Genomic DNA, 13,283 nt, shown 5'->3' on the forward strand with positions numbered 1-13,283 from the left:
GCTCGTATGTCTCCTGTGCAGTCTCCGGTGTGGTTTCCTTAAGCAGGACTAGCTTGGCAATATTTTTCAATGCATCGAAAATAACCATTACACGGCAAATCATGAACTGACCAAGTATCTCATTTTCACCAAGCTCCATGCCGCGTACACGGTCAAAGGTTGAAACAATTTCATAATTGAAATACCCAATCATGCCGCCATTAGCCAAGGGAACTTCCGAATCAGCGATAGCCGGGTGATAAGATGAAACATATTTCTTTATGGTCTCGACAGGCGATCCTGTCATATATTTCATCAAATCATTTTCTTTTATCATCAGATGGTCTTTGAAAACCTGCAGTCTAACGAAAGGCTCTGCGCCTATGAATGAATACCGTCCAAACTGCTGATGACTGGTATCAACGGACTCCAGTATATATCCTTTGCCATCTCCAACAAGCTTATAGTAAACAGAAACCGGCGTATCTAAATCAATGGATATTTCAGCAGAAACAGCTATAAGATTTGTCTTTTGAGCTAATTTTTTATACTCCGGCAAAGCAGGAGTCATGCATATTTTTTTCTTATTCATCATTTACATCTCCGCGAAATCCAGACTAAAAGCAGTCAATCAGGCATCAAGAGCAGTTCTGAGTGAAGCAATAAACTTTTCAGCTTCTCCCAGCTTATTCTGCAGAATTTTGCTGACTACGGCACTGCCGACGATAACAGCATCAGAATGCTTCGAAGCCGCAACCGCAGCCTCCGGAGAACCAATTCCAAAGCCAACAGCCAGAGGTACGTTGGTTTCTTTTTTTACCAGCTCTGCGACCTTACCGATTACTTCGTAATCAATGACGGCAGCCTGACCGAAAGCCTGTGCTCCACCGTCACGCGCACCGGTTACACCGTTTACGGATACCGCATAAATGAAACCGTCCGCGCTGGAGCATGTTTCCTTCATGCGTTCAACAGTAGTTCCCGGTGTAACAAACTCAATGAGGTGAAAATCCTCTTTTTTGCAGATTGCTCGTATATCCGCGCTTTCTTCATGAGGAACGTCAGGAATAATCATGCCGTCAAGTCCGGCTTCCTTGAAATCCTTTACGAATTTTTCTACACCGTAGTGAAGAATGTTGTTGATATATCCCATACCAATAAGAGGAATTTGCGTCTCCGTGCGTATCTTTTTTATTAAAGCAAGCAGTCTCGTAAGGTTCATTCCGCCCTTTATTGCTTTTATTCCTGCTTCCTGAATCACGGGTCCGTCCGCCAGCGGATCCGAGAAAGGAATACCAAGCTCGATAACATTTGCGCCTGCACGCTCTGCAGCCTTTACAGCTTCAATAGTACCCGCATCATCAGGTACTCCTGCCATGATATATATAAAGAGTCCTTTTTTATTTTGATTTTTAAGCTCAGTCAGAACTTTATCCAGTCGTGTCATTATTCAATCTCCTCCCCCAGAATTTTTGCAACCATCTGCACATCCTTGTCTCCGCGGCCTGACAGACAAAGGACAACAACCTCTCCCTCTTTTGTCTGCGGCATGAGTTTCTCCAAATATGCAAGTGCGTGGCTGCTCTCCAGCGCCGGAATGATGCCCTCAAGCTTCGAAAGTCTCTGGAACGCATCAAGAGCTTCAGTATCGGTAACAGATACGTATTTTACGATGCCCTCATCCTTAAAGTATGAATGTTCGGGCCCAACACCCGGATAATCAAGACCTGCAGAAACGGAATATGCCTCTACAATCTGACCTTCAGGTGTCTGAAGAACGTAGCTGTATGCTCCGTGAAGAACTCCCGGCTCTCCTGCTCCCGAAAGAGTTTTTGCGTTATCTCCGCTTGTATCGCTCTTACCGCCGGCCTCAATACCGAACTTCTTTACATCCTTGTCGTTACGGAATTCATAAAAAGTTCCGATAGCATTGCTTCCGCCACCGACACATGCAAGCAGATAATCAATACGGCCGCCGGCCTCTTCTTTAATCTGCTGACGGATTTCTTCACCAATGCAGGACTGGAAATCACGTACAATCGTAGGATACGGATGCGGACCAACTGCCGAGCCGATTATGTAATGAGTGTCCTCAACATGGGCTGCCCAATAACGGATTGCCTCGCTTGTAGCATCTTTAAGCGTACCCGTTCCGCTTGAGACAGGTATTACCTTTGCCCCGAGCAGCTTCATGCGGAATACATTCAGCTTCTGACGCTCGATATCAAGTGCACCCATGAAAACGCAGCAGTCTAAACCAAACAGCGCAGCTGCCGTTGCCGTTGCAACACCATGCTGACCTGCACCCGTTTCAGCAATAACCTGCTTCTTTCCCATACGTTTCGCGAGAAGTGCCTGACCGAGAGCATTATTGATTTTATGGGCACCTGTATGAAGCAGGTCCTCACGTTTAAGATAAATCTTAGCCTTGCCGTAATGCTCAGTTAGCTTTTTCGCATAATAGAGCATCGTGGGTCTGCCCGCATATTTATTGAGATAATATCTTACGTCTGCCTTAAAGCTTTCATCATCCTTATATTTTTTATAGGCTACCTCCAGTTCCTTCAATACAGGCATAACTGTCTCAGGAACGTACTGCCCTCCGAACTTTCCAAATCTTCCCTCTGTCATCTTTATTCCTCCCGTGTTTATGTTTATCTAAATTTTTCTATCAGGCGCTTTTTCCGTTCACTGCAGAAAACAATGACAATTCCCTTGTCTTTGCGGAAATATCATCTGCGCGAACCAGACCTTCTCCAACAAGAATTCCCTGAAAACCTGCATCCTGCAGCACAACTGCATCTTCTGAAGTAAAAATTCCGCTTTCACTTATAAGGGTGCGGTTATCTGCGCGGCCAAGTTTTTTTACCAGCTTCAAAGAATTATCTATATCCGTCGTGAATGTAGTAAGGTTTCTGTTGTTAATCCCCAAAAACTCAGCGGGTGTTGACAATGCTTTTTCAAGGTCGTCTTCATCATGAATTTCAATCAAAGCATCCATGCCAAGGCCCCATGCGGTATACAAAAATTCAAGCAGCTGCTGCCTTGGCAAAATCCTTGCTATGAGCAGCACTGCATCCGCTCCAAGCATGCGTGCTTCATAGAGCTGATATTCATCAATGATGAAGTCTTTTCTCATAATCGGCAGAGAGGTTTTTTCTCTGACCGCAATTAAATCTTCATTTTTTCCCAGGAAATGCTCATCCGTATGAACGGATAACATGCTTGCTCCGTTTTCCTCATAAATTTTTGCCAGTTCAAGAACACTATGTGTTTGACACAATCTGCCCTTGGCCGGACTCTGGAGCTTACATTCCGCAATAAGATTCCAGTTTGACTTATGCATATTATGCGATGCCGTAAAATTTCCGTGATTGATTTTTTTCTTTATCTCAGATAATGGCACATTCTTTTTTTGAGCTTCGACTTTTATTTTTTTAGTTTCAACAATCTCAGCCAAATAATTTCTCATCGTGGCTCCTCCTGTCATATACCTTTGGATTTCTTCAAAAAGCTGCGTATTTTCTCCGGTGACTTGCAGTTGTTTATTTCAAGACTGCTCGAAACATCTACGCCTATGTTGTCATCCGGAAACAATTCCTTCAGTTCAAAAATATTATCTTCTGTAATGCCTCCTGCAATTAAAACAGGCTTTTTTATCATCTTTATTTCTTTGGCAGCCTCATGCCAGTTGAAAACCTCTCCCGTTCCACCGTTTGTCTTCTTGTTAAAGCTGTCTATCAGAACAATTTCACAGGGATATTTATTTATTGCTTCAACATCAAAGTCATCATGCCATCGAAATGCCTTAATAACCGGAAGCCCGATTTTTGACGCGTATTCGGCACTCTCATGACCGTGAAGCTGTACATAATCTATACAGGTAAAATCTGCTATCGTGTTAACACGTTCAAGATCTTCATCCAGAAAGACTCCAACCTTTTTTATGCTCTTATGTTTGCCGGAAATGCCCTCTGCCAGTCCAGGGTCTAAATAACGTTTTCTTCCTTTTACAAATATCATTCCAAGGAAGTCGCCATTGCCCTCTACAACCGCATCAGCAGCCTCATTTGTTTTGATTCCGCATATTTTGACCAGCATCCTTAAACCTCCCAACAAAAAAACCATTCCGTCACGCAACCTTTAAGCTGCGGGGCGAAATGGTTTCGCGGTACCACCCGTATTTTAGTTCATAGGTATAAAAAAACCATTTCACTCCCAAAGGGAATGAAATGGTTCTGCCACCCTATGTAACGTCTCATCGAATACAATAAATATATTCTAGCTATGTAACGGTAGCTCCCGTCCCCGCATACTCACGCCTAAGCGCTTTGGGCAGGCTCTCACAGGTCCATTCACACTGCCTCTCATGTCGATCATCACACCCCCGGCTGCCCGGTTATCGACTCGCTGTAATGAGGTAATGCTGTGCTACTATTTCCTGTTCAACGATTTCCTGTATTAACTTACGATATTACATATGATAAAACTAAACGTAATATGTGTCAATACAAATTTGTAACTTTAAGGATATTTTTAGAAAAAAAGTCTTCTAAATGTTAACTTAAAATTATTTGCTCTGCAGACGGTAGTACTTTTTCTTTCCTTTTCTCACAATAGCAACGCCATCGACAAAATCAGCCGCCTGAAGTACATAGTCAACATCCGTTACCTTCCCGTCGTTGAGAGTAAGTCCGTTCTGTTGAACCAGTCTGCGGCCCTCACCCTTGGAAGCGAAAACACCGTTCTGAGTCAAAACATCAATAAGTTTTTCCCCGCCGGAAATAGCAACCTCTATTGTCGGCATATCCTCTGCGGAACCCTTTCCGGAAAACAGAGCTTCGGCAGCCTCTTTTGCTTTCGTTGCTTCTTCCTCGCCATGTACAATCTTCGTAACCTCGAAAGCAAGTACCTTCTTGGCTTCGTTAATCTCCGCATCCTTCAGGGCGCCCAAACGGCGTACCTCATCCATAGGAAGGAATGTCAGCAGAGCAAGGCATTTTTCAACATCAGCATCATCAACATTACGCCAGTATTGATAGAAATCATACGGGGAAGTCTTTTCTGCATCGAGCCAAAGCGCTCCGCCTGCAGTCTTGCCCATTTTCTTGCCGTCACTTTTGGTCAGCAGCCTGTTGGTAAGTCCGTATACAGCTGTATTGCTCTTACGGCGGTTTAACTCAACACCTGCAATGATGTTTGACCACTGGTCATCTCCACCCATTTGAAGCTTACAGTCATATCTACGGTTCAATTCAAGGAAATCATACGCCTGCATGACCATATAGTTAAATTCAAGGAAAGTGAGTCCCTTGTCCCAGCGCTGTTTGTAGCATTCAGCAGCAAGCATACGATTGACTGTAAAGCAGGCGCCTACATCACGAAGCAAATCAATGTAATTCAGCTTGCGGAGCCAATCGCCGTTATTGACCATAATAGCCTTGTTATCGGAAAAATCAATGAAACGGGAAATCTGCTTTTTAAAACACTCACAATTATGCTCAATATCTTCGTCTGTAAGCATTTTACGCATATCAGTACGACCGGAAGGATCTCCGACTGTACCTGTTCCGCCGCCCACAAGACAGATAGGAACATGACCTGCACGCTGCATATGCGCCATTGCCATAAGTGCTATAAAATGACCTGCGTGAAGGCTGTCCGCCGTCGGATCAAAACCGATATAAAATTTAACTTTTTCAGTCTCAAAAAGCTTCCGAAGCTCTTCTTCATTTGTGCACTGCGCAACAAAGCCCCGTTCAACTAACGTATCGTATACATTCTGTCCCATCAAAGAAGCTCCTTTAATTAGTTTTTACCTTTTCCCATATTTCCTGTCATGCTGGGAGCTGAAGGCGCCGGTGAAGCCGGTTGTGAAGGTGCACTTTGTTCGCCTCTGCCGGATTCATTTTTCGACGGACGCGGAGCGGGTGCAGTATTCTCTGTTTCCCTGCCGGTTCCTTCATTTTTCTTTCGCCCGTTGGCTGCAGGTTTGTTTTTCTTATCTTCTGCAAGTTCACTGATGGCATCTTTATATGAAGTAACACCTTCAAATTGTTTTACAGGCATATCTTTAACAGCCTGCTCCATAAACAAACGCCAGATTGTGGCAGGCATAGTTCCGCCTGTCATACCGTCAAGCTCGCTGTTATCATCACAACCTACCCATACGCCTGCGACAAGATCTGTCGTATAGCCTACAAACCATGCATCGCGATAATCACTTGTCGTACCGGTTTTTCCTGCGGCCGGACGTCCGATATTGGCACCTGTTCCTGTTCCGCGCTGTACTACGCCCTGAAGCATTCCAGTAAGCTCATTGGCGCTGCTTTCGCTGATTACCGTGCGCTTCTGCGGGTTTGCCTGTTCCAGTATTTTTCCGTTTCGGTCCAAAACCTTGAGAATAGCAACGGGTTCAATATGGACACCTTTATTTGCAAATGTACCGTATGCACTGGTAAGCTCCAAAGGCGTTACACCTTTTGTAAGACCGCCGAGAGAAGCCGCAAGGTTTCTGTCGTTCTGGGGTCCTTCGAGTACAAATGTAGTAATGCCCATTTCCTGCGCATAATATATCGGCTTATCAATTCCGAGCTTCTGCGCGATTTTAACAGTCGGAACATTCAATGACTGTTCAGCGACTGTCCTTAAAGTAACCTTGCCGTTAAACGTACGGTTATAGTTCTCCGGTTCCCAGTCCCCAACTCTGATTGGGCTGTCCTCTATAATTGTTGATGCAGAAAAATTATTTTCCAATGCTGCCGCAAAAACAAAAGGCTTAAATGCGGAACCCGGCTGACGTTCAGCCATTGTAGCACGGTTGAACTGGTCTGTGCCGCGTCCGCCAACCATGGCTTTAATCTGACCTGTATGAGGGTCAATCGCAACCAAAGCACCCTGCGGCTGCTGAATCCCTTTCGAGTCTGTTTCAAAAGTAGGGAGATTAGCCATTGCATTCTCGGCTGCCTTCTGCATATCCATATCAATTGTGGTATAAATTTTAAGTCCCTGCTGATAAACAGCATCAGCACCGTATTTATCAATAAGCGTCTGAGTTACATAATCAATGAAATACGAAGCCGTTGTAGTATTCGTCGTTTTCTGCGGCTTTATAAGCTTCATTTGCTCCGTTTTCAGCTTATTTGCAGTAGCTTTGGAAATATAGCCGTACTTAGCCATCTGATCCAATACTGTGGACTTTCTTTCCTGTGCGGCATCCAGATTATTGAACGGAGAGTAATAATTCGGACTCTTTGGAATACCTGCCAGCATAGCACACTCATTCAAATCAAGATCTGCGGCATTCTTGCCGAAATAAGTCTTTGCGGCAGCCTGAACGCCGTATGCACCCTGACCGAAATAAATCTGATTCAGGTACATCTCCAAAATTTCCTGCTTTGTATACTCTCTTTCAAGCTGAAGAGCCAAAAACATTTCCTGAATTTTTCTCTTCATCGTACGTTCCTGAGTAAGATATGCATTTTTTGCGAGCTGCTGCGTTATTGTAGAACCGCCTTCAGCTACTTCACCACCGGAAATATTTGTCCACAAAGCACGCATAATTCCGCGTGGGTCTATTCCGGAGTGTTCATAGAAACGAGCATCCTCGACAGCAACAAAGGCATCCTGAAGCCCTTTGGGAATCTGATTCAGCTTTACGGGAACACGATTTTCAGCTGCGTGAATATTCGCGATCTCGTTTCCGTTAACGTCATATATCTGCGAAGATGCGGACGGCGTTAAATCTCCGGCAAGATTTGGTTTTGTATTCATACTTGCCGTTAAAAAACCACAGCCTATGCCTGTAAGCATAACGACAACAACAATCAAAAATCCGAGAAAGATACGTCCTATATTGCTTTTCTTCTTCGACTGCGTCTTTCGCTTACTGGCCGATTGCTTTTCCATTAAAAAAGCCCCCTTCATGAATCTTTTCCATTTTACCATAAATTATAAAAGAACGCAGTCTTATTTTAAGTAAACTACAGTAGCGCCCGAACCGCCTTCATCAATATCCGCAAAAACGAAGCTTTTTACGCTGCGGTGACGTTTAAGATATTCGTGTATTCCTTTTCTGAGAGCACCGGTTCCCTTACCGTGTATTACCAGTATTTCTTTCAATCCGGCAAGCTCGGCATCATCAATAAATTTTCCGATAACCTGCTCTCCTTCATCAACCATCATTCCGCGAATATCAATTTCACGGCGGACATTCTGAGCTTTCTGCAAAAGCTCGCGTGCTCCGTTTTTCATACTTCCTTTTTCAGCCTGAACCTTTTCTGCCCTTGAAACAAATCGGCAGGAATCTGCAGATACCTTTGTCGTCATGTTTCCAAAGTCTACTTCAATGGATTTTCCTTTTTTCGAAATCACTCGCCCTTTTTCATTCAAAGCAGTGACAAAAACGATATCCCCTATTTCAAGCTTCTCTGTATCAATTCGTTCTTTATATATTGTATTGGTTTTAAATTCAGGACGTACAGAATCAGATAACTCGGATAAACGGCCTCTGGCATCCTGAATTGTGCTTTGCCGTTTTTTCACCCCATAATCATTAAACTGATCTTTGAGCTCCTGAATAATCTCTTCAGACTCGCGTCTTGCCCGACGGACAATTGTATTTCCTTCGGCACGTGCCTTCCTCAAAATCTGAGTTTTCTTTTCCGACAGCTCCTCACGCATTTTACTGAGCTTTTCTTCCAGTTTTCTTGCGTGCTCCTGACGTTCACGAATCTCTTCATTACGCTGCTCGTAAAGAATCTTTTCCTTTTCGAGCGCATCAACAACGTGCTCAAACTGTGCATGATCTTCACGAATCAATTCCCGTGCACGCAAAATCAGCGCCTTGCTGAGTCCAAGTCTCTGACTGATTGCAAAAGCATTACTTGCACCCGGAACACCCGTGAGCAGACGATATGTCGGACGAAGTGTCTTCAAATCGAACTCTACACACGCATTCTCAATTCCCTCATGCGTATAAGCAAAGGTTTTCAGTTCCGAATAATGTGTCGTGGCAACAACCGCAATATTTCGCTCATGCAGTGTCTCAAGTATAGACATTGCAAGCGCAGCACCTTCCTCAGGGTCTGTCCCTGCTCCCAGTTCATCAAGAAGCACCAAATCTCCGCTTTCCGCTTTTTCCAATATATCAACAATATGCCGAATATGTGAAGAAAATGTACTTAGGCTTTGTTCTATGCTCTGTTCATCTCCGATATCCGCATAAATGTTTTCGTAAAACGCAACATCAGAATCTATTTCCGCAGGAATAAAGCAACCGGATTTTGACATAAGAGCAAGCAATCCCAGTGTTTTCATGCTTACAGTCTTGCCGCCGGTATTAGGACCTGTCACCAAAAGCATGGAATACTCCCCGCCCAAAGCAATATTGACAGGAACAACAACATCCTTACTGATTAGCGGATGTCTTGCCTGTTTAATATCGGTCAGACCGGACTTATTCAGCTTAGGCCGTGTACCGTTCATATCCACGGCCAGCTTCGCCTTTGCAAGTGTAAAATCCATTCTGCCCAGAATCTGCATGTTCTGCGAAAGCTCAGAAGAAACCTTTCCTATCTCCTGTGAAATTCTGCGCAATATGCGTTCAATTTCCTGCTTTTCCTCCAGCGTCAGCTGCTTCAGATCATTGTTCAGATTGACTATAGCCATAGGCTCAATGAACAACGTAGCACCCGTTGCTGACTGGTCATGAATGATACCCGGAAATGCGTAACGGTATTCCTGCTTTACAGGGATAACGTAACGGTCATCACGGATAGTGACAATGCTGTCCTGAAAGAATTTCTGATACGCGGGATTATGAAGTGTTGCAGAAAGCTGAGTTTTTACGTCGCGCTCGGCTTTTCTGATACCTTTGCGGATTCGTGCCAACTCTATGGTAGCTTCATCGCGAATTGCCCCATGCTCATCTACAGTATTTTCCAAACGCCGCTCAAGCTGTCCCAAAAGCTCGATGTCATGTGCCCAGCTCTTCAAAATCGAAACTTCCTGCTCGATTTCCTTGAAGTATTTTTTTACGGCACGCATAACAAACATTGAATCTCTCACAAGAAGCAATTCTTCAATGTCCAGAAAAGCACCTCTTTTTACCTTTTCAAGCTGTTTTCTGATATCACGCATACCTCCGATTGGCGGCATAGCTCCTGACTGAAGCAAAAGAAAAGCTTCTTCTGTCTCGTCCAGCAGCCGCCACGCATCATCAAAATCTTCAGCAGGGCGCAACTTATCAGCCAGCTCTTTTCCTAGGACAGAACCGGCTTTATCCACAAGTAACTGGCGAAATTTATCAAATTCAAGCGTCTTTTCTTCTTTTTCCTTCATCAAAACACCTTTTATCAAAGCTTTAGTTCTTCAACGAGACATGGGCAGAAACTTTTGCCAAGTCACAAAACCCCGCGGAAATAGTGTCCCCGGGTAAAGGACTGCCCTTCAAATGCCTCACAGCGAAGCTGCTGCTCTTCAGTAAGCTCTTCGTTATATTTCATGAAATCCTTGAAAATAGAAACAGAACGGCGTATTTCCTCTTCGTTCAAATATGCCCCGTCAATTCTTAGACGTTCAACTCCCATCTTCGCAAATTTCATTGCATGGGGAAGCATACTCAATATCTTTGAATTAAGAATATGCATATTGCAGTCTGCGTCATTTACCACAGGGAACTCTGCTCCCATTCTGTCAGTCAGCTTAAATCCACCGCGCATACACGGCGCACTGCACGCACCGGAATCAACATTCCCAAGAAAACTTCCAAGGACACAATAAGCGGAGACCATAAGCTCTAAACGACCATAAACAATGCATTCCACAGGAAGCGGTGCTTTTCCGGCGATTGAAGCGACCTGCTGCAGATTGAGCTCAGGTGACAGTGTCGCCCGAACAACTCCCAGCTCCTTAAGGTGCTGTATGGTCTGCCCATTGTAGGATATAAGCGAAAAATCACTCTGTACGGGAAGTCCTGCTTTCTTTGCCATATAAAGAGAGCCTATGTTATGAACAAGAACCGTATCTGCTCCGATATTTTTCCATTCCTGCATCATATTCTGCATTTTTACTGCAGCAGCTGCACGTAGAATACGCGGAGTATTAAAATCTACAGACTTATTATATTTTTTTGCATACTCAAATACATCACTGTATTCCTTAAGAGAAAAATTGTGATGAGAATATGAGTCTCCTCCAAAAATAATCCCGTCGGCACCCGAATCTATGGCTGCCTTTGCCTTTGCAACGGAATCAACTCGAACCACAAGCTTTGCTGTCGTTTCTTTGTTTTCCCAAGTATCACAGGCAGGAAGCGATTTGGCCGCATCTGTCTCACTCAAAGAAACTCGTTTGAAGCCTTCCAAACGTTTTTCATCCAATACCTCAGATGCCTGTCTGCGCAGATTGTTCAATACACTGACAGGAACGATTGCATTATCATCAAGCTCTGCCGTAAAATTTCTTAATTCGTATACAGTTGTGCCAAGTCTTGACAGCTGTTTCTGCAATACCTCGACGGAAACAGGTGTCTTTTGTGCTTTTTCACAAATAAAATCCGATACTATTTCTGCCTCAGCACCGTCTGCGGTTCTGAATAAAACCTCAACAGGCTTTCCTATTCTTGCCGTAACACGGCAGTCAACAGGAATACGGCGCACAGGCGCCCCATTTTGAAATGTACTGCGTGCTTCCTGCATCAGCTTTGCATCATAAACACGGAAAACACGGTCATGAATCTTCACTGTTTTTGCAAGAGGAAAGCTTATTTCTTCTCCTGTCTTTCCCTCTGTAACTGAATGCCCTTTTTCATTTTTGATATCAGTCAGCGCTGTCGTTACACGCCCACCGACCTTAACCCAAAAGTCAAGCTCGTCACCTTCGGTTACATCTGCCGACAATTTGACAAAAACTCTTTTGGACGAAAAATCGTATTTTGTTACACGGCCTATGAGCAGCCCGCGATTATTCGGACGGCGGTCACTCATCAGGTTTTTCCCCGGATTGTTCAGAAGGAAACCCGTTGTGAAATCCCTGTTAAAAATCTGTGCAAGACGGCGGCGGCCTTCTTCTTTGTCAATGCCGCTTTCAATGCCGTATATACGGTCCAGCTCTTTTCGATACGTGCTGACAACAACAGAGACATACTCAGGGCGCTTCATACGTCCCTCAATTTTCAGTGAAGCTACTCCTGCCTGAATGAGCTCAGGGAGTACATCAATCGTATTCATATCTCGTGGAGACAATAAATAGTTGCCTGCACTATCTCCCAAAACATCAGTTCCTTCGTCATTTACCAATGTGTAGGGAAGGCGGCACGGCTGAGCACAGCGTCCGCGGTTTCCGGAACGTCCGCCAATCATGCTGCTCATAAGACACTGTCCTGAATAACAGACACATAACGCGCCATGGGCAAAGCACTCTATCTCAACCGGGCTCTTCCTGCATATTTCACGGATTTCATTAAGTGACATTTCACGGGATAAAACGACGCGTGAAAATCCCATATCAGCCAATGCCAGTACGCCTTCAAGGTTATGTACCGTCATCTGCGTACTTGCATGCATAGGTAAACCGGGTACAACACTTTTTGCCACACGCGCAACGCCTAAATCCTGCACAAGAATTGCATCCGCGCCTGCGTCATAAAGGAACCGAAGATAATCTGCCAGCTCTTCCATTTCGTTGTCGCCGACAATAGTATTGACTGTGATATGGATTGCCACACCGCGCAAATGCGCAAATTTAATGGCTTCACGTAAATTTTCGCGGTCAAAATTGTCCGCGTAGGCTCTGGCTCCGAAAAGATTTCCAGCAAGATATACCGCATTCGCTCCATTTTCAATTGCTGCCGTTAGAGCCTCTCTGCTCCCTGCCGGAGCCAAAAGTTCAATCATTTTCGTTTCTCCTGTTTTTCTTTCTTGGCAATATCGGATTCAATTTCTTCCATCACCTTTTTCTGCATATTTGCTTTTTCCTTTTTGCCGTCACGATACATCAGATAAAACGCAACAGCAGAAAGCAGTGCGGCGGTTATATATAAAATCATCAGCTCGGGATCATCTAAAATACTCCACCATGAGTTCAAAATCTTATCCAAATCATTACCCCCATCGTTTAGCAAGAAAACACACTCTGGCTCAGAGTGTGTTGACGTATACCATAAAATTGTTATTCTGCGTCAGCCTCATCAGGACGCTGCGCGTCAGTTTCATCCATACTCATCAGCAAAAGCTGCTCTGCCTGTTCACTGTTTATATCAGGCTCAGGAAGGGCAGGCAGTTCATCCAAGGACTTTAATCCGA

At 44.4% G+C, this 13,283-nt stretch carries 9 protein-coding genes and 1 pseudogene; all 10 read right to left on the reverse strand.

Annotation, left to right across the window (positions count from 1 at the left end; all coding sequences use genetic code 11):
* Nucleotides 1–571 (reverse strand): annotated as a pseudogene (locus ACY69O_RS07075) (anthranilate synthase component I); the annotation flags it as partial.
* A gap of 39 nt (nt 572–610) precedes the next feature.
* Entirely contained in the window at nt 611–1,429 is an 819-nt protein-coding gene (gene trpA / locus ACY69O_RS07080) for a tryptophan synthase subunit alpha (RefSeq protein WP_462332776.1), read from the reverse strand.
* On the reverse strand, nt 1,426–2,610 hold the full coding sequence (trpB, locus tag ACY69O_RS07085) for a tryptophan synthase subunit beta (protein ID WP_462332768.1): 1,185 nt from the start codon (nt 2,608–2,610) through the stop codon (nt 1,426–1,428). The genes trpA and trpB overlap by 4 nt, the downstream gene beginning before the upstream one ends.
* A 40-nt stretch (nt 2,611–2,650) precedes the next feature.
* A complete protein-coding gene (gene trpC / locus ACY69O_RS07090) occupies nt 2,651–3,451 on the reverse strand; it encodes an indole-3-glycerol phosphate synthase TrpC (RefSeq protein WP_462332769.1) in 801 nt (266 codons plus the stop codon).
* Between the two features lie 14 nt (nt 3,452–3,465).
* The gene (locus tag ACY69O_RS07095) at nt 3,466–4,080 is read right to left on the reverse strand and encodes a phosphoribosylanthranilate isomerase (RefSeq protein WP_462332770.1); all 615 of its coding nucleotides are present in this window, start codon (nt 4,078–4,080) and stop codon (nt 3,466–3,468) included.
* A gap of 469 nt (nt 4,081–4,549) precedes the next feature.
* Entirely contained in the window at nt 4,550–5,770 is a 1,221-nt protein-coding gene (gene tyrS / locus ACY69O_RS07100) for a tyrosine--tRNA ligase (protein WP_462332771.1), read from the reverse strand.
* 17 nt (nt 5,771–5,787) lie between these two features.
* Complete coding sequence (locus ACY69O_RS07105) at nt 5,788–7,887, reverse strand: transglycosylase domain-containing protein (RefSeq protein ID WP_462332772.1); 2,100 nt, start codon at nt 7,885–7,887, stop codon at nt 5,788–5,790.
* 60 nt (nt 7,888–7,947) lie between these two features.
* Entirely contained in the window at nt 7,948–10,320 is a 2,373-nt protein-coding gene (locus ACY69O_RS07110; protein WP_462332773.1) for an endonuclease MutS2, read from the reverse strand.
* Nucleotides 10,321–10,382: 62 nt separating this feature from the next.
* Complete coding sequence (locus ACY69O_RS07115; RefSeq protein WP_462332774.1) at nt 10,383–12,875, reverse strand: DUF3656 domain-containing U32 family peptidase; 2,493 nt, start codon at nt 12,873–12,875, stop codon at nt 10,383–10,385.
* Complete coding sequence (locus tag ACY69O_RS07120; protein WP_462332775.1) at nt 12,872–13,078, reverse strand: hypothetical protein; 207 nt, start codon at nt 13,076–13,078, stop codon at nt 12,872–12,874. Before ACY69O_RS07120 ends, ACY69O_RS07115 begins: the two co-directional genes overlap by 4 nt.
* Nucleotides 13,079–13,283: the final 205 nt, after the last annotated feature.

It is taken from the genome of Schwartzia sp. (in: firmicutes) (genome assembly GCF_978017985.1).

Coding starts and splice junctions, on each gene's coding strand:
- tyrS (WP_462332771.1), bottom strand. CDS start 5,770: ATGGGACAGAATGTATACGATACGTTAGTTGAACGGGGCTTTGTTGCG.
- ACY69O_RS07115 (WP_462332774.1), bottom strand. CDS start 12,875: ATGATTGAACTTTTGGCTCCGGCAGGGAGCAGAGAGGCTCTAACGGCA.
- trpB (WP_462332768.1), bottom strand. CDS start 2,610: ATGACAGAGGGAAGATTTGGAAAGTTCGGAGGGCAGTACGTTCCTGAG.
- ACY69O_RS07095 (WP_462332770.1), bottom strand. CDS start 4,080: ATGCTGGTCAAAATATGCGGAATCAAAACAAATGAGGCTGCTGATGCG.
- ACY69O_RS07105 (WP_462332772.1), bottom strand. CDS start 7,887: ATGGAAAAGCAATCGGCCAGTAAGCGAAAGACGCAGTCGAAGAAGAAA.
- ACY69O_RS07110 (WP_462332773.1), bottom strand. CDS start 10,320: ATGAAGGAAAAAGAAGAAAAGACGCTTGAATTTGATAAATTTCGCCAG.
- trpC (WP_462332769.1), bottom strand. CDS start 3,451: ATGAGAAATTATTTGGCTGAGATTGTTGAAACTAAAAAAATAAAAGTC.